At 62.0% G+C, this 20,548-nt stretch carries 21 protein-coding genes; 13 read left to right on the forward strand and 8 right to left on the reverse strand.

Going from position 1 to position 20,548, the window contains the following annotated elements:
* Positions 1-725 precede the first annotated feature (725 nt).
* The 4 genes from ACLHHB_RS14315 to ACLHHB_RS14330 form a co-directional block, all read right to left on the reverse strand.
* On the reverse strand, positions 726-2,957 hold the full coding sequence (locus tag ACLHHB_RS14315; protein WP_410218959.1) for a methyl-accepting chemotaxis protein: 2,232 nt from the start codon (positions 2,955-2,957) through the stop codon (positions 726-728).
* Between the two features lie 34 nt (positions 2,958-2,991).
* Entirely contained in the window at positions 2,992-4,629 is a 1,638-nt protein-coding gene (locus tag ACLHHB_RS14320) for a methyl-accepting chemotaxis protein (RefSeq protein ID WP_410218960.1), read from the reverse strand.
* A 219-nt stretch (positions 4,630-4,848) separates the two neighbouring features.
* Entirely contained in the window at positions 4,849-5,367 is a 519-nt protein-coding gene (locus ACLHHB_RS14325; RefSeq protein ID WP_410218961.1) for a chemotaxis protein CheD, read from the reverse strand.
* Positions 5,367-6,368, reverse strand: coding sequence for a CheB methylesterase domain-containing protein (locus ACLHHB_RS14330; RefSeq protein WP_410218962.1), 1,002 nt, complete (start codon positions 6,366-6,368; stop codon positions 5,367-5,369). The genes ACLHHB_RS14325 and ACLHHB_RS14330 overlap by 1 nt, the downstream gene beginning before the upstream one ends.
* A 163-nt stretch (positions 6,369-6,531) precedes the next feature.
* Here ACLHHB_RS14330 and ACLHHB_RS14335 point away from each other — a divergent pair, with 163 nt between their 5' ends.
* The 12 genes from ACLHHB_RS14335 (at position 6,532) to ACLHHB_RS14390 (ending at position 14,978) form a co-directional block, all read left to right on the forward strand.
* The gene (locus tag ACLHHB_RS14335) at positions 6,532-6,807 is read left to right on the forward strand and encodes an STAS domain-containing protein (RefSeq protein ID WP_410218963.1); all 276 of its coding nucleotides are present in this window, start codon (positions 6,532-6,534) and stop codon (positions 6,805-6,807) included.
* Positions 6,804-7,172 carry a response regulator gene (locus ACLHHB_RS14340; protein WP_410218964.1) on the forward strand — a complete coding sequence of 123 codons (369 nt, stop codon included), beginning with the start codon at positions 6,804-6,806 and terminating at the stop codon, positions 7,170-7,172. Before ACLHHB_RS14335 ends, ACLHHB_RS14340 begins: the two co-directional genes overlap by 4 nt.
* Before the next feature lies 1 nt (position 7,173).
* Positions 7,174-9,246, forward strand: coding sequence for a chemotaxis protein CheA (locus tag ACLHHB_RS14345; protein WP_410218965.1), 2,073 nt, complete (start codon positions 7,174-7,176; stop codon positions 9,244-9,246).
* 3 nt (positions 9,247-9,249) lie between these two features.
* Positions 9,250-9,720 (forward strand): chemotaxis protein CheW, encoded by a 471-nt coding sequence (locus tag ACLHHB_RS14350; protein WP_410218966.1) that lies wholly within the window; start codon positions 9,250-9,252, stop codon positions 9,718-9,720.
* Entirely contained in the window at positions 9,717-10,580 is an 864-nt protein-coding gene (locus tag ACLHHB_RS14355) for a CheR family methyltransferase (protein WP_410218967.1), read from the forward strand. The genes ACLHHB_RS14350 and ACLHHB_RS14355 overlap by 4 nt, the downstream gene beginning before the upstream one ends.
* A 10-nt stretch (positions 10,581-10,590) precedes the next feature.
* Positions 10,591-10,980: a response regulator gene (locus ACLHHB_RS14360; protein WP_410218968.1), complete on the forward strand. Its 390-nt coding sequence runs from the start codon at positions 10,591-10,593 to the stop codon at positions 10,978-10,980.
* Positions 10,981-11,027: 47 nt separating this feature from the next.
* The gene (locus tag ACLHHB_RS14365) at positions 11,028-11,354 is read left to right on the forward strand and encodes a hypothetical protein (RefSeq protein ID WP_410218969.1); all 327 of its coding nucleotides are present in this window, start codon (positions 11,028-11,030) and stop codon (positions 11,352-11,354) included.
* Positions 11,355-11,626: 272 nt separating this feature from the next.
* Positions 11,627-12,106 (forward strand): SspB family protein, encoded by a 480-nt coding sequence (locus ACLHHB_RS14370; RefSeq protein WP_410218970.1) that lies wholly within the window; start codon positions 11,627-11,629, stop codon positions 12,104-12,106.
* A 12-nt stretch (positions 12,107-12,118) separates the two neighbouring features.
* Positions 12,119-13,000, forward strand: a complete 882-nt coding sequence (locus ACLHHB_RS14375; protein ID WP_410218971.1) for a dihydrodipicolinate synthase family protein — start codon at positions 12,119-12,121, stop codon at positions 12,998-13,000.
* An 83-nt stretch (positions 13,001-13,083) separates the two neighbouring features.
* The gene (gene fumC, locus ACLHHB_RS14380) at positions 13,084-14,478 is read left to right on the forward strand and encodes a class II fumarate hydratase (RefSeq protein ID WP_410218972.1); all 1,395 of its coding nucleotides are present in this window, start codon (positions 13,084-13,086) and stop codon (positions 14,476-14,478) included.
* 76 nt (positions 14,479-14,554) lie between these two features.
* The gene (locus ACLHHB_RS14385; protein ID WP_410218973.1) at positions 14,555-14,746 is read left to right on the forward strand and encodes a DUF4169 family protein; all 192 of its coding nucleotides are present in this window, start codon (positions 14,555-14,557) and stop codon (positions 14,744-14,746) included.
* Positions 14,724-14,978 (forward strand): ribbon-helix-helix domain-containing protein, encoded by a 255-nt coding sequence (locus ACLHHB_RS14390; protein ID WP_410218974.1) that lies wholly within the window; start codon positions 14,724-14,726, stop codon positions 14,976-14,978. Before ACLHHB_RS14385 ends, ACLHHB_RS14390 begins: the two co-directional genes overlap by 23 nt.
* A 21-nt stretch (positions 14,979-14,999) precedes the next feature.
* Here ACLHHB_RS14390 and ACLHHB_RS14395 read toward each other — a convergent pair whose 3' ends face one another.
* Genes ACLHHB_RS14395 through ACLHHB_RS14405 form a run of 3 tightly spaced genes read right to left on the reverse strand, consistent with a single transcriptional unit; the run spans position 15,000 to position 16,700 of the window.
* The gene (locus tag ACLHHB_RS14395) at positions 15,000-15,383 is read right to left on the reverse strand and encodes a PaaI family thioesterase (RefSeq protein ID WP_410218975.1); all 384 of its coding nucleotides are present in this window, start codon (positions 15,381-15,383) and stop codon (positions 15,000-15,002) included.
* 22 nt (positions 15,384-15,405) lie between these two features.
* Entirely contained in the window at positions 15,406-15,834 is a 429-nt protein-coding gene (locus ACLHHB_RS14400) for a cupin domain-containing protein (protein ID WP_410218976.1), read from the reverse strand.
* Positions 15,795-16,700: an NAD(P)-dependent oxidoreductase gene (locus ACLHHB_RS14405; RefSeq protein ID WP_410218979.1), complete on the reverse strand. Its 906-nt coding sequence runs from the start codon at positions 16,698-16,700 to the stop codon at positions 15,795-15,797. Before ACLHHB_RS14405 ends, ACLHHB_RS14400 begins: the two co-directional genes overlap by 40 nt.
* A gap of 92 nt (positions 16,701-16,792) precedes the next feature.
* Here ACLHHB_RS14405 and ACLHHB_RS14410 point away from each other — a divergent pair, with 92 nt between their 5' ends.
* A complete protein-coding gene (locus ACLHHB_RS14410; protein ID WP_410218977.1) occupies positions 16,793-19,210 on the forward strand; it encodes a penicillin acylase family protein in 2,418 nt (805 codons plus the stop codon).
* 73 nt (positions 19,211-19,283) lie between these two features.
* Here ACLHHB_RS14410 and lpdA read toward each other — a convergent pair.
* Positions 19,284-20,548, reverse strand: a 1,265-nt coding sequence (gene lpdA / locus ACLHHB_RS14415; protein ID WP_410218978.1) for a dihydrolipoyl dehydrogenase, incomplete at its 5' end; no start/stop codon positions are given.

Below are 20,548 nucleotides of genomic sequence, written 5' to 3' on the forward strand. Positions count from 1 at the left end.
TCACATCCACTCTCCAGATCATGGGCCACGATCTTGTCTTCGTGTCCACAAAACCGGCAGAAGATCACAGGGCTATTCCTGAAGCGGTCAGGATCGAAGGGCAGCAGGCGGCACGGCATCAACAACACCTGCTGTCTTTCAGGCTCGTCTGTTGACGCAGCTGGCTGGCACGATGCGGAGTTTCGGGCACGGTTCTGCATCAGGGTTCCGAAGGACATGCACCGCATCGGCAGCCTCATAACGGAGACAGGAGCCGCGCATCCGACGCCACGGTCGCGGAGGCTTAATGATCGGATCGCTTGCCAGTTCCGCGACGCAAAACAGCACTCCATCGTGCTCATCCCTTCATATGGAGGCGGGAAAGCGTATGGTCTTTTCAGGTATTTGCCTGATCGCAATCTGTGACTAATGACAGTTGCCGCGCCATCCTTTGCCTTTGGTCCTTGCTACAGCTGATATGAGCCTCCTCCCCGAGATGCACATTGAAATAGCAAACTACCGGATAAAGGTCATGCCCCGGGAGAGCTGCGCCATCCCAAGAATAAAGCGGACAGAATTCTGATGCGCCTACCCAATTTAACGTGATGCCTGTTGCACGGCTGGCTTTAGCCAATTTGCCGTACGACATCTGCATGGGTGCAGCCCGACTTTTTGTCACTTAATAAAGCACATTGATAGACTAGGGAGCAGGAAGTTAAACTAAATGTCGCTTGGAAATAGGTCGATCAGAACTCTAGCAACTGCCTTTTCGAGGGTTGCCCGCGACTGCCCACGACCCTTAACGGAGTGGCCGCGCTTTGTGGCGCCTTACCAGAGACCGAACGATGCTCCTGATAACTTGGGGAGTTTGGCAGGCTGAAGCCTGCAAACTCTCGCGTCAAATCCTGGGCCCGCTGCTGCAGTGAAAACGCGGCTGCACTGGTTTGTTCAGCAACCGCAGCATTTTGCTGAGTGACCTGATCAAGCTGATTGACGCCGGCATTGATTTCGGCAAGTCCTATTGTCTGCTCATTGGCGGCCAAGGCGATGGACGAAATCTGTTCGGAAATCTCCTGTGCCTTACCAACGATCACCTGCAAGCTTTCGCCCGTCTGGCGAACCAGTACCGAACCTGCCTTTACCTGCGCAGCACTTTCCGAAATCAATGTCTTGATCTCGCGCGCAGAGTCTGAAGCCCTCTGCGCCAGCCCACGCACCTCGGAAGCCACCACTGCGAACCCTTGGCCAGCTTCGCCTGCCCGTGCGGCCTCCACGCCAGCGTTCAGAGCCAGAAGGTTCGTCTGGAACGCGATGTCGTCAATGACGGCAATGATGCGTGTCACCTGATCAGAGGATTTTTCGATCCTCCGCATTGCCGTGACAGCATCCTGAACAACAACCGCGCTGCTTTCAGCAATTTCTCGGTTCTGATGACTTGCGTGCTCGGCCAGCTTTGCACGCTCCGCTGTTGAACGGACGCTTTCATTCATCTGGTTCAATGCGGCCGCAGATTGCTCAAGTGTTGCCGCCTGTGTTTCGGCGCGGCTTGAGAGATCCTGTGCTGCAGCCGTGATCTCCTGAGCGCCGCCATTGACCTGATCCGAGATCTGGCTGGTGCGCGAGATGTTTCCTATCAAAGCCTCAACGACATCGTTGTAAGACTTGCGCAACTCTTCGTACTCTAAGGGAAACGGGTTGCTTGCCGGGTTGGGGATCAGTTCTGTCAGGTTCCCTTTTGCCAGACACGCCAGTCCGTCGCCGATATCCCGAACCACGCGTGCCTGCTGGTGCAGTTCCGCCTCACGGCGCGCCGCGGTTTCCGCTTCCACGCGTTTGGCATCCGCGGCCGACTGCCGTCGCTCGATGGCGTTGTCTTTGAAGACAATCAGAGCTCTCCCAAGCTGAGCCAGTTCGTTCCGTCCCTCAGCGTCCGTGATCACGACATCCAGATCGCCTTCTGCCAGCTTGGTCGTCTGACGGACGGTGCGCATCAGCCGCTGCGCCAGACCGTATGACAGCAGACCACCGACAATCGCACCAAGAAGGATCGTGCCTCCTACACCTGAAAGCAACGACGCTTCCGTGTTGGCCATGATATCCGAAGCGTAGGTCTGCAGCGACTGTTGCCTGCCCTGCGCGTCCTGCCGAATGGCAGCAGTCACTGCCAGAACATCATCAGTCGTCGCCTTCATCAGCGCAAGATTTGACTGAACTGCCGGTTCCGCATCGCGAAGCGCTTTGGCGGATGCCCAGTATCCTGCAACCTCTTGCTGTATAACAGTCAGCAAGGCCTGCGCATCCTGGCTCGCGGGCAGTTGCCTCAGACTCGCGAGATGAGCCTTTGTCTCCTCAAAGGGCTGGATGGCCGTGTCGAATTCATTCACGTCGCCACCCGTTATGAACCGATCGATGCGCGCGCGTGTGACCAGAAACGAGTTGGAGGCAGCGAGGGCGTTATAGGCAGGCGATTGCGCCCCCTGGGTTTCGAACATCTCCTGAAGTCGCTGAAGGTTGCGGCGCTGCTCGATGGCAATGACTTGGATGCGTTGCGCTTCGGCGCTTCTGGCAAGATAGTGCCCGGTGAAATCTCGCGCCTCCCTCATGTGCTTGTCCTCGAGGGCAACGAGTTCGGCTGCGTCTGTACTGCCCATTTCTGTTGCCTTTGCCGCCAGATCCCTGACGCTCGTCATTTTTTGCACGATTTTTGCTGCGGCAGTCGAAGATGCCTCCTGCATGAACAGGACCAAGGACCTCTCAGCCTCGGAAATACCACGGGTGATGTCGGCAGTGATCAAGGCCATGACGGCCGCCTGTTCGGCATCCTGACTGACAACCTTGAGGCGGCTGAGCTGAAACCAGGTAAAGCCGGCGAAAGCTATCAGAAGAAACAGGATAAGCCCGAAACCTGCCGCCACCTGCACGGAAATTCGCGTGTTCTTTAACATGACAATCTGCTCCAGTTCCCGATAAGGGGCCATGTACAAGGGGGCCATAACAGGCAACCAGTTCTTTTCAGGAGGCGCGTCCAGAGGGTGATGCGGTGCCTGCAAGGGGGCTGCGCCATGCTTCTTCGGGCAGGAATGTCCGGTCCAGATCGAGGTCTTGGCTACCCTGCGGTCCTTGCCGGGACGAAACGAGAAAAGCAGCGAGCGTTGCCGCCAACTCATCCGTCTGCCGGGCAATACTGTTTGCGAACGAGGTCGTTTCGACGGCAATCGTCACGGTCTGACGGTTCAACTGCCCGACGTTCCCCAGAGCAGCCTTGACCTCCCCAAGTGCCTGGACCTGATCGCGGGACAGCGTAGCAATGGTATTCACCAATCCTCTGATCTGACCGGCGTGCGCGACGATGTTGCCCAATGATGTCCCGGTCCGTTGCACAAGAGACGTTCCCTCGCTGACCTGGGACGAGGATTCGGATATCAGCCGCCGGATTTCGCGCGCCGAGCCCGACGCGCGCTCGGCAAGGCCACGCACTTCGGCCGCTACGACCGCAAAACCTCGTCCTGCCTCGCCCGCACGCGCGGCCTCGACACCCGCATTGAGCGCCAGGAGGTTGGTCTGAAAGCCGATATCCTCGATCACGCCGATGATCCGGGTAATCTGTGTCGAACCCTGCTCGATCAGATGCATGGCATTGATTGCTTGGGCAACGACTTCGCCACCGGCATTGGCGCGTTCTTCATTTTGTTGGCAGACATCTTCTGCGGTGGACGCCCCGGACCGGGCATTGCCCGTAAGAGCTATGACGTGCTCCAGTGCGGCAGTGCCAGTATCCAGCATGGCATCCTGCTGCTCTGCACTCTGGGCGAGTTCCCGAGCGGTCCGTTCGATCTGCGCCGAGTCGATGCGCACCGTGCCCGAGATATGGTCGATGCGCCGCACCAAGTCGTCCAGATGTTGCACAAGCTGATTGTAGGCTTGGCGAAGCTCATCGTGCTCGGCAGGGAAAGGATCTTCGATCAGCTGCTTGAGGTTACCATTGGCAGCACGGGCCAAACCCGCATGCAGTTCCTGGAGAACGCTTTCCTGTTGCATGGTCTTTTGACGGTTGGAAGAATTCAGCCGCTCCATCTCCTCGACCTGCGCAATGCAACGGTCTTTTGTTGTGCTTGCTTCCGCCTGAGCTGCCGAAATCTGCGCTTGGGCAGAAGCCTCTGTGGCGCGCACGGTTGCGAACAGATGCACAAGACAACCGGCGGTACCAAGGAACACAACCAACCCTGCCCAGAATGCAGCAATCCCGCCCGCAGGTGGTCCAATCTTTACCAGCAGGACCATCTGAAGCAATGTTCCCGCACCCGCATAGACACTCACCGCATGCGGTGTGCGAAGCAGCGCGATTGCAACCAAGCCCAGCAACCAGAGTACACCCGGGTCAATGCTGGTTCTGAGGCCTGTTGCCGGCAACGTTGCCAGTGAAACCGTCAATGCCATGACAATCGGCAGCCCGACAAAGGCGACACGGACCGGAGCCTTCCAGCAACACAGCAGACCGATCAGGACAATGAAACCCTGAAGGACCAATGAGACCCCAAGGCCTTCTTGCGCCGACAAACCCAAGATCCCGCACAGGATCAAGCCAGTTGCAGCGGCTTCCTGAAATCGGGCTTCTTCTTGCGGGGAGGCAGGCTTTTCAGCAGTACCCATGGTCTCGCTTTCTTGCATGCGGGACCGAACCCGCCGAGTTTTGTGTCAGCTCTTCAATCGGATTGTCAGCGGTCGGCCCGGTTGCGGTGGGGCAGCAGTTCTGATTGGTCGGACCGTCAAAACGCTTGCCTGTCCATGGGATAGGTACCCTTCGCCAGCGGGGCGCTGTTCTTCATCGCTCGAATTTACACACGCGTGAAGCAGGCCCCTAAAATGTTGCTAAAACAACTCGACGTCGCCACCGGGGGGCCGCATCGGCTGTTCTCGCACCGCCACCCTTGCATCGCCAAGCAACTGCAACTGGACCCGCCCCGTGGCTGGCCAGAACCGGACACGCCTAGCTTGCGTGCCGCAAAGATCGCTGGCAATCAGCGGGATACCTTCGTCTTGCAGAAAACGTCGGGCCGCATCGGCGTTGCGCTGCCCGATGTCCGGCAGGCCCGCCATCATCCTAGCTCCCCCGAACAGCTTGGCCCGAAGCTGACCGCGTCCGACACCGCGGCGCATCAGCCCGTTGACAAGCACCTCCATGGCCGCTGCGGCATAACGGATATCGGCCCCGCCCGGTCCCGAATCCGGCAAAAGGAAATGGTTCATCCCGCCGATCCCGCGCAAGGGATCAAAGATGCAGGCAGATACACAAGAACCCAGCACGGTCGTGATCATGACGGAGGGATCATCGTGTATGGCATGTTCGCCCTGCACGACATGGATGACACGGCTTGCAGCATCCTCCATCATGGCGCCTTTCTCAGCCGGGCTGTTTCCTGGCTGATCAGACATGGTCCGATGCGGCCCAGCGGCAACACCACATCGGCGCCCCCCATTTCGATCGCTACGCGCGGCATTCCCCACACGACCGAGCTGTCGCGATCTTGGGCGATGGTCAGTGCGCCTGCCTGTCGTAAGGCGCACATCCCTTCTGCCCCGTCGGCACCCATTCCAGTCAGCAGGGCAGCACGAACGTCCAGCCTGTCGGCAATGGCAGCGGCATCAAGGAACAGCGCATCGACAGAGGGTCGATGTCCGGAAACGGCAGGGGCCGCATGGACGCGAAGGCGCAGGCCTCCGCGACAGATCACGCCCAAGTGACGCTCCGTCTCCACGGCGAGATAGATCGTCCCCCTTCGCAGCAGCGCACCATCCTCGGCCGCCACGACCCGGGGCGCAAGCATCTGGTCCAGACGCCTGACCAGTCCTTCCGCGAAACCGGGACGGATGTGCTGGACCACCAAGCACGGCGGACAATCGGCCGGCAAGCAGGCCAACACGGTTTCCAAGGCCGTGATGCCGCCAGTCGAGGCACCGATGACGATCAACCCGGCAGGCGGATCAAGGGGTCCCGACAATGACGTGGCAGGCACTGGCATGACAGGCGCAGACGCCGGTCGGGGTGTTGTTCGACCCGGAGAAAGCCCGCGCAACAGAGCAGTGGCCATCTGCTCGATCATTCTGTCATGCGCAGCTGCATCAGGATCGGGACGGCGGTTCCGACCATACACGATGATATCCGAGTTGATCATCGACAGCATGTCGGAAACGGTTTCGAACTCCCGCATGTCCGCAATCTCGGCTGCGACGGCGACGCGTGAGGGAAGATGCGATTCAATCAGGACATAGGCTTCACCCAAGGTTGCGGCACCAAGAACAGTGACACCGAGCTGCTGCTTGCAGCGTCGCAGTGCTGCAGTACGCCGCAGCGTGTTGGGGTCGGCGATCAGCAGGATCGAATTCGACACGGGGAAACTCCGGTAAGGGTTTCCTGAAGTTGGTCGATAAAACTTAAAAAGTTCTTTCCTCTCGCAGGGTTGGTTCAGTCAAAGTTGAAGTTTTCAAAGAACGATTCCTTAAGGGTTAGCTGCTAGCGAAAGGGGGCGCCGATGCTAACATAAGGTGAAAAAGATGCATGCCCTGCCCCTGCCCGAAACCTTCGACCGGAAGGCTGCGGCAACGTTTTCACGAAGCCTGCTCGACCATCGCGGGACGGACGCCGTCCTTGATGCCTCTGGCGTGCAGCGACTGGGCGCGATCGGCGTCGAACTGCTGATCGCTGCACGCAAGCAGTGGCAGGTTGACGGCAAGGCGCTGTCGATCAAGGACGCATCGCAGTCATTTCTCGACACGCTCGGGGATATCGGGACGTCGCTCGACTCTCTCCAAACAGGAGTAAAGGAATGAGTGTCCGGATCCTCGCAGTCGACGATTCGCCAACCATCCGCGCCTTGGTGTCGAAAGCCCTGCGGAATGCCGGGTTCGAGGTATTTGTGGCCTCGGACGGGGTCGAGGGCGTCGGTGCGCTGAGCGAGGCTGATCCGAACCTGATCATCACCGACATCAACATGCCGCGCATGAACGGGTTCGAGCTGATCGAGAATGTCCGTGCGACCGGAGCCTATGCAGAGGTGCCGATTCTCGTCCTGACCACCGAAAGCGGTCCTGAACTCAAGGCAAGGGCGCGCAATGCCGGAGCAACAGGATGGATCGTGAAGCCATTCGAGGATGAGCGCCTGGTTGGCGTGATCAACAAGGTATTGGGACTCTGACATGGCCGAGCTTGACGAATTCAAGGAGATGTTCTTCGTCGAATGCGACGAACTTCTGGAAGGCTTGGCCAATGGTCTGCGCCAGATGGAGCAGCCCAGCTTCGACAAGGAGATCATTCACGGCGTTTTTCGTGCCGTACACTCGATCAAGGGAGGCGCTGCAGCGTTCGCGCTGACAACACTTGTCACTTTCGCGCACCGCTTCGAGACGCTGCTGGACCTTGTTCGATCCGACCGCATGGACACGTCGGCGCTTTTGATGGCGCTGCTGCACCGGTGCTCTGACTGCCTGGCCGACCTCGTCTCTGCCGCACGCGCCACAGCTGATCCTGATGAAGCGCAGGTCGGGGCCCTGTTGGCCGAACTGGACGCGTTGATCGACGACGACGGCCCGGCCGACACGACGTTCGAGTTCACTCCGCTGACGCTCGATTTCGAGATGGCCCCCTTGGCACCGATGCCTTCAGGGGTGCATGTTCGGATGGCGCCAACCTTTGATCTTTATCGGTCGGGTAACGATCCGCTTGCCCTGCTGGCGGGCCTGCGAAAGCTGGGTGAAGCCACCGTCCAGCTTTGCGAGGAGCGGGTTCCCCTTCTTGAGGATTGGAACGCCGACGAGCCTTTGCTGGCTTGGGATATCACCCTGCAGGACGCAACCGAGGCTGATGTCATGCCGGTCTTCGAATTCGTCGAGGATTGTTGCGTTCTGTCTATCACCTCATTGAACGCGGAAGAAGCGCCGCCCCCAGAACTCCCAGACGCTCCGCCCGCAGAGGAGGTGCTGCCCGTGCCCCCGCCCTCCCTGACCATGACCCAGGATCAAACGCCTGCTGTTCCTCGGCCGGCTCAGGCCGCCGATCCCGCGCAAAATGCGCCGACGATCCGTGTCGGCCTGGATCGGGTCGATCGGCTGATGAACATGATCGGCGAGCTGGTCATCAAGGAGGCCATGCTGTCGCAGGTGATCCAGACGGCCGGCCTGCAGGAATCCCCTGATGTCGTTGCAGGTCTTGACGCAATTCGCCAACTGGCGGGCGACATTCAGGAAAGCGTCATGGCCATCCGGGCCCAGCCCCTGAAGCTGGTGTTCCAGCGCATGCACCGGATCCTGCGCGAAGCCGCGGACGCCACGGGCAAGCCCGTGCGCCTGGTCACGATCGGCGAACAGACCGAAGTCGACAAGACCATGATCGAGCGTCTTGTGGAGCCCCTGACCCACATGATCCGCAACTCGGTCGATCACGGGCTCGAGGACAGCGTCACGCGCCAGCGTCAGGGAAAGCCGCAGGAAGGCGTCATCACCTTGTCGGCCGCGCATCGTTCGGGCCGTGTTCAGATCGAGGTTTCGGACGACGGCGGCGGGATCAATCGTCCAAGGGTGCGTCAGATCGCCGAAGAGCGCGGCCTGATTGCGCCGGGCAGCAGCCTGTCACCCTCCGAGATCGACCAACTGCTGTTCCTGCCGGGCTTCTCATCCAAGCAGGAAGTGTCTGCTCTGTCGGGACGTGGGGTTGGCCTTGACGTGGTGCGGCGCGAGATCATGGCTCTGGGTGGTCGTGTAATGATCCAGTCGACCGAAGGAGCAGGCACGACCTTCTCGATCGTGCTGCCGCTGACTCTTGCGGTGCTTGAAGGAATGCTGATTCAACTGGGCGATCAGACCATGGTGCTGCCCATCACGGCAGTGCAGGAAACACTGCAGCCCGACCGATCGACGATGCACAGCATCGGCCAAGGCTCGCAGGTGCTGGCCAACCGGGGAGACCTGATCCCGATCATCGACCTTTGCGCAACATTCGGGATCCCTCATCCCCAGTCTCAGGAAACGGGCGTGCTGATAGTTGTCGAAACCGACAGTCGCAAGCGTGCGGCATTCCGGGTCGACACGATCTTTGACCAGCGTCAGGTTGTCATCAAGAGCCTGGAGCAGAACTATGGCCGCGTTCCGGGTGTTTCCGCCGCCACGATCCTCGGGGATGGAAAGATAGCGCTGATCATCGATCCCGAGGAAATCATTCTGTCTTTGTCAAACGACCAGGGCCGCCTGATGGCTGCCATGGCTTCGAACGGGTGACGCATGCTGCAATCAATCTCATACAACTCGGTCGGTAAAAGCGACGTCGTCGCCTTCAAGCTGGCAGACCAGGATTTCTGCATTGACATCGGGCTGGTGCGCGAGATCAGGGGCTGGACGCCGACGACCATGCTTCCTCATGCGCCGGATTACGTGAAGGGTGTGATCAACCTGCGCGGTTCGGTGGTCACGGTCGTCGACCTGTCCGCGCGCCTTGGTTTTGGCGCGGCAAGGCCTTCGCAGCGGCATGTCGTCATCATCGCCATGCATGAAGGCCGCGTGGTCGGTCTGCTGGCAGATCTTGTTTCTGACATCCTGACGATCAATGACGACCACATCCAGGGAGTGCCTGATATCGCTTCGAACCCGGCCAAAGAGTTCATCACCGGCATGATCACGCTGGAGGACGGGCGCATCCTTCGCAAGATCGATCTGGCCCAGCTGCTGCCTCATGTGCATGGAGGCGAGGTGTGAACCTGCATTCCGGTCCAGACGGTCCCAGCCTGAACGACGTCCAGTTCCGCAAGCTGGCGGGCATGGTTTACGAGGACAGCGGCATTATCCTTTCCGACGCCAAGCGCAGCCTTCTGATGGCGCGGTTGAACAAGCGCCTCCGGGCCTTGTCACTCCCGGATTACGGAGCTTACTGCAATCGACTGGAGAGTGATCAGGGTCCTGCCGAAAGGCGGCACTTGCTGTCGGCGATCACGACCAATGTCACGGCCTTCTTCCGCGAAGGTCACCATTTCAAGTCGCTGGCTGCCGAGGTTCTGCCCCCGATGATCGCCGATGTCCGCAAGGGCCGAAAGCTGCGCCTGTGGTCGGCCGCGTGCTCCTCCGGCGAAGAGCCCTACTCGATGGCTGTCACGCTTCTGGATACTTTCCCGGATGCGCCGCAGCATGATGTACTGATCCTGGCGACGGATATCGATCCGGAAATGGTCACCAAGGCGGAGGCGGGTCGGTTCTCCACCGAGGCCATGAAGCCTGTCGATCCAGCCATGGCCAAGAAACATTTCAAGCCGCAGGATGACGGGGTCGTTGCGCGGCCCGAGCTGATGCGGATCATGCGCTTTGCGGAATTGAACCTGCACCACGACTGGCCCTTCACGGGCAAGTTCGACGTCATCTTCTGCCGCAATGCCGCAATCTACTTTGATGCACCGGCCCGTCAGCGCCTGTGGTTGCGTTTCGCGGGCGCACTTGCGCCCGGCGGGTCGCTGTTCATCGGCCATTCCGAACGTCTGGACGGTCCAGCAGCAGATTACTTTCAGGTTGCCGGCACGACCCATTACCGACGCAACGCGTCGCCCCTATCCGCCAACCCACTGTAAGAGAGAAACCATGGCACTCAAATCGAATCTTCACGTGATGGTCGTGGATGACATGACCATCAGCCGGTCGCTGATCGAACAGGCACTGGACTGGGCAGGGCTGGTCAATGTCCAGTACGAGGCGGATGGTCAGGCCGCGTTCCGCCGCCTTGCCGCGGCGCCTGTGCATCTGGTGATTTCGGATTACAACATGCCCGGAATGGACGGCTTGTCGCTGCTGGAAGCGCTGCGCCAGAACCCCAGCACCCAGCGCATCGGCTTCATCCTGATCACCGGCACCGCCAATCGCGAAATGATCGAACGCGGTCAGCGAGCAGGCATGAACAACTTCATCGCCAAGCCCTTCACCAAGGAGGCCCTTCTGCGCTGCATCGAATCCGTGACCGGCAAGCTGCAATGACGGTGCGCCTGCCACATCATTCCCGTTCGGGTGGAGGCCCCCAGCCCTTGCGGCAGATTTTGGACAATGCTGCTGCAGAAGCGCGGAGGCTGACAAAGGGACTGAAGGATCTGGACCGGGATCTGGGCGCGGCTCTTGAAAGCCACAGCCCGGACGCGCTGCCGGACATTCAGCAAGCCGACCTCCTCCGGCAGGAGGCAGAGGGGCTGGCGCACTTCCTGTCCGCGCTGGCCCGGCAGGTCGATCCGCAATGGCTTTGCAATCCCGGAACGGCAGCCGGCGACCTGGGACTGCAGTCACAGGTCGGCCGACTTGCCAATCGCGCCACCCCGCCAGAAAAAGGCGGAATGGTCGATCTCTGGGGTCTGACCTGACCGATCACGGTGATGCCATATCCTGGATCCTTGGCCCGGGCAGGGCGGCAGAAGCAGCCATGCCCGGACCAAGGCCCAGGCGGCTGCAAGGAACCGTTCCCTCTTCGATCGATCCTTCACCTGTCCCAGATGGGATCGCTCAGGATTCAGTGGCTGGGCGTGGTTTCGGGCCGCAAGGCTGTTCCTGTCGCAAGACGGAATCCTCGTGTGGCCCCCCTTTTCATCCGCGGTCAACTCCCTATGCTTGGGCGCAAGACAGGAAAGGGAACGGCATGGCGCGGTCTGGACTTGAATACGGTGAGATGATGCGTCGCGCGCTGCAGGGCCTGATCGCCGAGGTGCTGCGCAAGGTGGCCAAAGAAGGCCTCCCGGGAGAACATCATTTTTTCATCACCTTCGACACGCGCGATGACGGTGTCGAAATGGCGGCCTGGCTTCGCGACCGCTATCCTGAGGAGATGACCATCGTCATCCAGCACTGGTTCGACAACCTGACGATTGCGGATGATCATTTCACCATCACGCTGAACTTTGGCGACTCGCCCGAACCCCTGAAGATCCCGTTCGACGCCTTGCGTACCTTTGTCGATCCTTCTGCCGAATTCGGCCTGCGGTTCGAGACCCAGGACAGCGACGACGATGAGGACGAGGACGAGGATGCCGAGTATGAGCTGGACGCCGAGGATGACGGCGATGAGACGCCCCCTACGGGCGGCGGAGAGGTTGTGCGGCTCGACCGCTGGCGGAAATAGCGGATGTCCGTGATGCGGGGCCTGTGGGCCTTTCCGATCACGCCCACCGATGCCGAAGGCCACCTTCTCCCTGCCGACCTGCGCCGCCTCATCCTCCGTCTGGTCCGAGCCGAGGTCGACAGCATCTGCGTGCTGGGCTCGACGGGCGGATATGCCTATCTGGATGCTGACCAGCGCCGCGCGGCCTTGGAAACGGCGCTGGACACGGCCGGTCGCAAGCTTCCGGTCCTGGTGGGCGTGGGCGCCTTGCGCAGCGATGTGTCAGCAGCCTTGGCAAGACATGCGGCGGATGCAGGCGCCGCGGGGCTGCTGCTGGCGCCCATGTCCTATACTCCCTTGACCGATGACGAGGTCGTTCAGCATTTCAGGACGGTCGCCGACGCCTCGGATCTACCGATCTGCATCTACAACAATCCTTCGACCACGCATTTCACCTTCTCCCCCGCTCTCCTGGCGCGTCTGGCGGCCCTTGCCAACGTGACTGCCGTCAAGATGCCCCTGCCTGCCGATGGTGATTATGCTACCGAGATCGCGCGCCTGCGTGCCGATCTGCCGGAGGGTTTCGTGATCGGCTACAGCGGCGACTGGGGCTGCCCCGCTGCGCTGCTCAATCGGGCCGACAGCTGGTTCAGCGTGGCGGCGGGATTGTGGCCTGAACAAACGCTCACACTGGCCTGCGCGGCACAGGCTGGTGATCGGGGCGAAACCGCGCGCTGGCAGGCCCGTTTCCAGCCGCTGTGGGAGCTGTTTCAGGCCCATGGCAGCCTGCGTGTCATTCATGCGTCTGCCCGCATCATGGCGCTGACCGAGGCGCAGCCGCCCCGGCCCATCCTGCCCCTGCCGGAAACGCTGACACCCAGAATCGAGGCGGCTATCCACGCACTGGATGCATAGGCGTTCAGTATGCCGTTGCATGCGAATTGCTTCTTGTCCTGCCTGCCGCTAAACCCTCCACGAAACCGTGAGGGAGCGACTCGATGACCAACACCCGCACCGAAACCGACAGCTTCGGCCCGCTGGAGGTTGATGCCTCCAGATATTGGGGGGCGCAGACGCAGCGTTCGATCATGAACTTTCCCATTGGATGGGAACGCCAGCCCGTGCCGATCATCCGTGCGCTTGGCGCCATCAAGCTGGCCGCCGCACGCGTCAACCGCGCCTCGGGCGACCTGCCTGCAGATCTGGCCGATGCGATGGAGCAGGCCGCGACCGAAGTCTTTCAGGGCAGGTTCGATGACAACTTCCCGCTGGTCGTCTGGCAGACCGGCTCGGGCACGCAGTCGAACATGAACGCCAATGAGGTGATCTCGAACCGCGCGATCGAGATCATGGGCGGAGAGTTGGGCAGCAAGAAGCCCGTTCACCCCAACGACCATTGCAACATGGGCCAGTCCTCGAACGACACCTTCCCGACCGCCATGCATGTCGGCATCGCGATGCAGGCGCGCGACGTGCTGCTGCCGGGGCTGGAAAAGCTGGCCGCCGCGCTGGAGGCCAAGTCGGACGAGTTCAAGGACATCATCAAGATCGGCCGCACCCACACGCAGGATGCGACGCCCCTGACCTTGGGTCAGGAGTTCGGCGGCTATGCCCATCAGGTCCGCAAGGGAATCGAGCGCGTGAAGGCCTGCCTGCCCGACATCTACGAGCTGGCGCAGGGCGGCACGGCCGTCGGCACCGGGCTGAACACGAAAAAGGGTTGGGACACGGCCATTGCGGCGGAGATCGCCAAGATCACCGACCTGCCCTTTGTCACCGCGCCCAACAAGTTCGAGGCGCTGGCCGCCCATGATGCGATGGTCATGTTCTCCGGGGCGCTGAAGACGGTGGCGGGATCGCTGTTCAAGATCGCCAACGACATGCGCCTTCTGGGTTCGGGTCCCCGTTCGGGCCTGGGCGAACTGATCCTGCCGGAAAACGAGCCCGGCTCGTCGATCATGCCGGGCAAGGTGAACCCGACCCAGGCCGAGGCGCTGACCATGGTCTGCGCGCATGTCATGGGCAATGACGCCGCCGTGGGCTTTGCCGGATCGCAGGGCCATTTCGAGTTGAACGTCTACAACCCGATGATGTCCTACAACGTGTTGCAGTCTATGCAGCTTCTGGGCGACGCGGCCTCCAGCTTTACCGACAACATGGTGGTCGGCACGCAGGCCAACACGGCGCGGATCGAAAAGCTGATGAAGGAATCGTTGATGCTGGTCACCGCGCTGGCACCCACCATCGGCTACGATAACGCCACAAAGGTCGCCAAGACCGCGCACAAGAACGGCACCACCTTGCGCGAAGAGGCGATCGCCCTGGGCTTTGTCGATGGCGAGACCTTTGACCGCGTGGTGCGTCCCGAGGACATGATCAGCCCGAAAGGCTGATCCCTTTGGCTTGACCGATTGGGGCCGTAATGCGCTAGACTGCGGATCACGGCCCCTTTTTTCAGGAGCACCCGTCATGACCAGCATCGTGAACCTGCGCCAGGCGCGCAAGCAGCGCGAGCGCGCCCAGCGCCGTGCGGCGGGTGATGCCAATGCCGCCCGCCACGGCGAGGTCAAGTCGCTGCGCGAAGTCAGGCAGGCCGAAGCCGAGCGCGCCGCCCGCCAGCATGAAGGGCACCGGGCCGATGACGAACGATCCCGAGATTGACCTGCCGCCCATGACGGCGCCGATCAAGCGATCGGTGACCATCGACGGGCACCGCACTTCGGTATCGCTGGAAGATCCGTTCTGGAAGGCGCTGGCCGCCGAGGCGTCCAAACGGGGCATGACGCGCGCCGTCCTGATCGGGCGGATCGATCACGCCCGCCCGCCCGCCGTCGGTCTGGCCACTGCCCTGCGGCTGTTCGTCATGGATGCAGTCACCAGACGGGAACCCTGAGTAACCGCGCCTCGACCCATGTCAGCGCGCGCTGACATGGGTCGAGGTCAAGTCCAGCAGCAACAAGCCCTCGGCGTCGCGCACTTCGGTCCTCACGGTCGAGATGCGGCGCCCCCGCTTGATCCAGCGAGCCCGCGCGACCAGCTGTCCTTCGCGGCAGTTCCGCAGCAACTGCGCATTGAGCGTCACGGCCACCGGAAAGCTGTCCATGCCTTCCTGCACCTGCTCTCCCCCCAGAACGAGATTTGTCGCGATCACGTCGGCGAACCAGACCAGCGCGCCCGCATGAATGGTCCCGAACGGGTTCAGGATCCCGTCGGTCACCGTCATCTCGCCCTCGGCTTCGCTTTCGCTGACACCCGTGATGTCGAATTCGATCTGGCCGTTCAGGCTTCGCTCTGCCATCCCGGGCCCTCCTTTCCTCGGTTCAGGAGACTTCGCCGGTAACCGGGTCGCGCCTCCATTTCGGCAGCGGACAAGGCACCCCCTCGCCCGCCTGAATGTCCGGCACGGCTCCGTCCGGATACGCACCCAGAACCGCAAAATCGCTTGCGGCAGACAGGCAGCGATGCGCAAGGCCTGCCGGAATCACCACCACGTCGCCTGCCGCGAGGGGCACGTCCTGGCCATTCTCGCCGCCAAGTCGCAGAACGGCTTGGCCCGAATGGCACCCCAGCACCTCATGCGTCTTCAGGTGGAAATGATGCCAGTCGTAAACGCCGCCTGACCATGATCCGGTCCATCCGTTTGAGGCGAATTTATCACGGAACCAACCTGCCGACGGCCCGCTGCAGACCGCGCGATGGATCACCGGCTTCAACGCGTCAGCCGCGCGATCAGCGAGGATGTGTCCCACCGTCCGCCGCCCATCTGCTGAACGTCCTTGTAGAACTGGTCGATCAGCGCCGTCACCGGCAGCGACGCCCCGATCTCGTCTCCGGCAGACAGGCAGATCGCCAGATCCTTGCGCATCCAGTCGACGGCAAAGCCGTGTTCGAACTGTCCCTCGGCCATTGTCTTGTGACGGTTGACCATCTGCCAACTGCCGGCGGCGCCCTGACTGATCACCTCGACTACCTTTTCCGGATCGAGGCCCGCCTTCATCGCGAAGGACAGCGACTCGGACAATGCCTGCACCAGACCCGCAATGGCAATCTGGTTGCACATCTTGGTCATCTGGCCGGCCCCCACCTCGCCCATCCGGCGGCAGATCCGGGCATACGCGTCAATGACCGGTGCTGCACGATCATAATCCGCAGCCGAGCCGCCGCACATCACCGACAACTGCCCATTCTCGGCCCCGGCCTGCCCTCCCGACACGGGCGCATCCACATAACCGATGCCCTTGTCCTGCGCAGCGCCGGCCAACTCCCGCGTCACCTCGGCTGAAACCGTGGTGTGATCCACGAAGACCGCCCCCTGCGCCATGCCGGCAAAGGCACCATCCGGTCCCAAGCAGACCTGCCGCAGGTCGTCGTCATTGCCGACGCAGGTCATGACGAAATCCGCGCCCGCCACCGCCTCGTGCGGGGTGGAAGCGCTGACGCCCCCGTGACGCGCCACCCATGCCTCGGCCTTGGCGGGTGAACGGTTGTACACCGTCACCCGATGCCCCGCCCCCGCCAGATGGCCCGCCATCGGAAAACCCATCACGCCAAGCCCCAGAAATGCCGCTCTCGTCATTCTTGCCTCATCCATCAGGGGGCGCGGGCGCGTTGAAATGGCCGCGCGCCTGTCATATGCAGCACACCACCACCCACGCGCGGGCGGGTCAACCCGTGCCGCGCCAGAACCGCCCAAGGAACCCGCCCCACATGCTGACCATGTTTCGCTGGCTTCTGCGGCTGACTGTCGGTCTGATTGTCCTGGCCGTCCTTTCGGCGGTCCTGGTCTGGTATTTCGCTGTCCGCTCGTTGCCCGATTACAACGCCACCTATCGCGTCCCCGATATCACCGCCCCGGTCGAGATCGTGCGCTCGACCGAAAATGTGCCTCATATCTTCGGCCAGTCGGACAAGGACGTGTTCTTTGCCCTGGGGCTGGCGCATGCCCAGGATCGACTGTTCCAGATGACCATGCTGCGTCGCGCGGCACAGGGACGTCTGGCCGAGGCGCATGGTCCCCGCGCCCTGCCCGCCGACGACCTGGCGCGCCGGCTCGGCCTTTATCGGAATGCCCAGGCGTCACTTGAGGTGCAGAGCCCGGCAACGCGCGAGGCCTTGACGGCCTATGCCTCCGGGGTGAACCAGTGGATCCGCATCGTCAACGAGGGCGCAATGGGGCGCGGGGCGCCTGAATTTTTCCTGTTTCCCGATGTCATCGCCTATTGGCAGCCAGCCGATTCGCTGGCGATCCTGAAGCTGCTGGCCGCCAGCAGCACGGATGCCGCCGCCGACGAGATCCTGCGGGCACGGTTGTCGCTGGCCTGGCCTGAGCATGGCCCCCAGATCGTGATGCGCCCGGATGTTCCTGCCACCCTGCCGCCCTATGCTTCGCTGTTTCCGGGCGCGCGGCTTGGTTTGCCTGAACGGACGCGGGACACGAACCAGGAACGGGATCCGCTCAGTTTCCTCCGTCCGGGCCTGGCCTTGGGCGGCAATGCCTTTGGCGCCGCCCCGCAGCGCACCGCGGCCGATGCGTCGCTTCTGGCCAATGACCTGCATGTCAAGTTGACGGTCCCTTCGCTTTATTATCTTGCGCGGCTGGAGCTGCAGGGCGGCGGTGTCATCGGCGCCACCATTCCGGGAATGCCCCTGGTTCTTTCGGGACGGGCGCCGGGCCTGTCCTGGGCCATCGTGCCGACAGACATCGATGACGCCGACATCGCCATCGAAGAGGTCCAGCCCGGCAATCCGGACCGCTATCGCGGACCTCAGGGCTGGACCAGTTTCCAGACCCGGACCGAGGTGATCCGCGTGCTGGATGCGCCCGACCAGACCCTGACCCTGCGGGACACGCTGAACGGGCCAATCATCCCCAATCTTGATCCCGGCCTTCGGGATATCACGCCCATCGGCCATGTCGCCGCACTCCGCTGGACGGGATCGTCCCGTCAGGACACGACCATGACGGCGTTGATGGACCTCATGCAGGCTCGCACATCCGAGACCGCCGCGCGCGCCTTGTCGGGTGTCGTGGCGCCAGCCCTGGCCGTGACGCTGGCCGAAGAAACGCGCGTCACCCATCTGCGTGCGGGCGCCCTTCCCCGCCGCGGCGACAACCATCCGACCGGTGGCGCCATGCCCAGCCCCGGCTGGCAGACCGAAAGCGCATGGCAGGGCGCAACATCGCTGGCGGGTTCGCCTGAACCGGCCAAGGACGGCATGTCCCTGGCGACCGAGGAGCCGTTGGGCGACAACATGCGCCGCTCGCGGCTGGAGCGCCTGTTACGCGACCGCGAGGTGCATTCCCGGGACAGCTTTGTCGCGGCACAGCTGGACATCGTCAGCCCGGCCGCCCGGGCGCTGCTGCCGCTGGTGGGGGCGAACCTTTGGTTTGCAGGCGATCCGGCCGCCCCCGGCACGCCTGAGCGGGCCCGCCAGGATGCCCTGTCGCTGCTGGCAGAATGGGACGGCGCGATGAGCGAGCATCTGCCCGAGCCGGTGATCTATGTGGCCTGGATGTCCGCCCTGCAGGACCGCCTGATCCGTGACGAACTGGGCCCCATGGCCGACGACATCACGCGCTTGCAGCCCGGCTTCCTCGAGGCCGTGTTTCGCAACAGGAACGGCGCTTCGCGCTGGTGCAACATCATCCAGAGCGCAGCGACCGAGGACTGCCCGACCATGGCGCGTCAGGCCCTGGATCGCGCGATCCTCGACCTGTCGGACCGCTTCGGCCCCGATGTGACCAGCTGGCGATGGGGCGACCTGCACCAGGCCCGTCACCTGCATCCCGGCCTAGGAAACCTGTCTTCGCTTGGCTGGGTCATGAACATCACGCAGTCCATTTCGGGCGGAGAGTTCACGGTAGCCCGCAGCGGTCTTCTGGCCAGCAGCGCATCGCCTTTCGAGGCTGTCGGCGGCGCAGGTTTCCGGGGCGTTTATGATCTGGCTGATCCTGACAGTTCGGTTTTCATCATCTCGACCGGCCAATCCGGCCATCCGCTGTCGCGGCATTACGACGACTTGGCCGGCCTGTGGCGGCGCGGCGAATATATCGGCATGTCGCTGGACCCGGAGCTGGCCCGCGCCGCGGCCACTGGCATTACGACACTGACGCCAGCCAACTGAGGTCAAAGAAGGCGCAAGAACGGAAACAGGGGGCGCAAGGCCCCCTGTCAACCAGTGCCGTCAATGGCGGCAATCAGAAATGGATCGCGCGCCCATAAGCGTCCAGAACGGACTCGTGCATCATCTCGGACAGGGTCGGATGCGGGAAGACGGTTTCCATCAGGTCCTGCTCGGTCGTCTCCAGCTGGCGCCCGATGACATAGCCCTGAATCAGTTCGGTCACCTCGGCGCCCACCATATGTGCACCCAGCAACTCGCCGGTCTTGGCGTCGAAAACCGTCTTAATCATGCCTTCGGGTTCGCCTAGGGCGATTGCCTTGCCGTTTCCGACGAAGGGGAAGCGGCCCACCTTGACCTCGTAACCCTCTTCCTTGGCGCGCGCTTCGGTCATCCCGACGCTGGCCACCTGGGGATAGCAGTAGGTGCAGCCCGCAATGCTGCCCGGCTTGACCGCATGGGGATGCTGACCCGCGGCCAGTTCCGCCACCATCACGCCCTCATGGCTGGCCTTGTGCGCAAGCCAAGGCGCCCCGGCCAGATCGCCGATCGCATAAACGCCCTCGACCCCGGTGCGGCAATATTCGTCGGTTACCACATGTGTCCGGTCAACCTTGATCCCGGCTTCTTCCAGGCCCAGCCCTTCGACATTGCCGACGATCCCCACGGCCGAGATGACCGTGTCGAATTCCCGCGTTTCAGTCTTGCCGCCCGTTTCGATATGGGCGGTGACGATATCGCCCTTGCGGTCCAGCTTCTTGACGGTGGCCTTTTCCATGATCGTCATGCCCTGCTTGACGAACTGCTTCTTGGCAAACGCGCTGATCTCGGCGTCTTCGACCGGCAAAACGCGGTCCATCACCTCGACCACGGTCGTATCGGCACCCATCGTGTTGAAGAAGCTGGCAAACTCGATCCCGATCGCACCCGAGCCGATCACCAGCAGCTTTTTCGGCATATGCGGCGGCTTCAGCGCGTGCTTGTAATTCCAGACCAGCTTGCCATCCGGCTCCAGCCCCGGCTGTTCGCGTGCCCGTGCACCCGTCGCCAGGATGATCGACTTGGCAGTAAGCTCCTCGGTGCCCTTGTCGGTCGTGACGGTCACCTTGCCTTTGCCGGCCAGCTTGGCTGTACCCATGATGGTTGTGACCTTGTTCTTCTTGAACAGGTGTCCGATGCCGCCGGACAGCTGCTTGGCCACCCCGCGCGAGCGCGCCACGACAGCATCCAGATCATAGCCGATCCCCTGCGTCGACAGGCCGAAATCCTTGGCCCGGTGCATCAGGTGATAGACTTCGGCGCTGCGCAGCAGGGCCTTGGTCGGAATGCATCCCCAGTTCA

The sequence above is a fragment of the Paracoccus sp. (in: a-proteobacteria) genome, from assembly GCF_046462195.1.
Lineage (GTDB): Bacteria > Pseudomonadota > Alphaproteobacteria > Rhodobacterales > Rhodobacteraceae > Paracoccus.

Coding starts and splice junctions, on each gene's coding strand:
- ACLHHB_RS14370 (WP_410218970.1), top strand. CDS start 11,627: ATGGCGCGGTCTGGACTTGAATACGGTGAGATGATGCGTCGCGCGCTG.
- ACLHHB_RS14345 (WP_410218965.1), top strand. CDS start 7,174: ATGGCCGAGCTTGACGAATTCAAGGAGATGTTCTTCGTCGAATGCGAC.
- ACLHHB_RS14325 (WP_410218961.1), bottom strand. CDS start 5,367: ATGGAGGATGCTGCAAGCCGTGTCATCCATGTCGTGCAGGGCGAACAT.
- ACLHHB_RS14385 (WP_410218973.1), top strand. CDS start 14,555: ATGACCAGCATCGTGAACCTGCGCCAGGCGCGCAAGCAGCGCGAGCGC.
- ACLHHB_RS14375 (WP_410218971.1), top strand. CDS start 12,119: ATGCGGGGCCTGTGGGCCTTTCCGATCACGCCCACCGATGCCGAAGGC.
- ACLHHB_RS14340 (WP_410218964.1), top strand. CDS start 6,804: ATGAGTGTCCGGATCCTCGCAGTCGACGATTCGCCAACCATCCGCGCC.
- ACLHHB_RS14410 (WP_410218977.1), top strand. CDS start 16,793: ATGCTGACCATGTTTCGCTGGCTTCTGCGGCTGACTGTCGGTCTGATT.
- ACLHHB_RS14360 (WP_410218968.1), top strand. CDS start 10,591: ATGGCACTCAAATCGAATCTTCACGTGATGGTCGTGGATGACATGACC.
- ACLHHB_RS14320 (WP_410218960.1), bottom strand. CDS start 4,629: ATGGGTACTGCTGAAAAGCCTGCCTCCCCGCAAGAAGAAGCCCGATTT.
- ACLHHB_RS14350 (WP_410218966.1), top strand. CDS start 9,250: ATGCTGCAATCAATCTCATACAACTCGGTCGGTAAAAGCGACGTCGTC.
- fumC (WP_410218972.1), top strand. CDS start 13,084: ATGACCAACACCCGCACCGAAACCGACAGCTTCGGCCCGCTGGAGGTT.
- ACLHHB_RS14390 (WP_410218974.1), top strand. CDS start 14,724: ATGACGAACGATCCCGAGATTGACCTGCCGCCCATGACGGCGCCGATC.
- ACLHHB_RS14315 (WP_410218959.1), bottom strand. CDS start 2,957: ATGGCCCCTTATCGGGAACTGGAGCAGATTGTCATGTTAAAGAACACG.
- ACLHHB_RS14395 (WP_410218975.1), bottom strand. CDS start 15,383: ATGGCAGAGCGAAGCCTGAACGGCCAGATCGAATTCGACATCACGGGT.
- ACLHHB_RS14335 (WP_410218963.1), top strand. CDS start 6,532: ATGCATGCCCTGCCCCTGCCCGAAACCTTCGACCGGAAGGCTGCGGCA.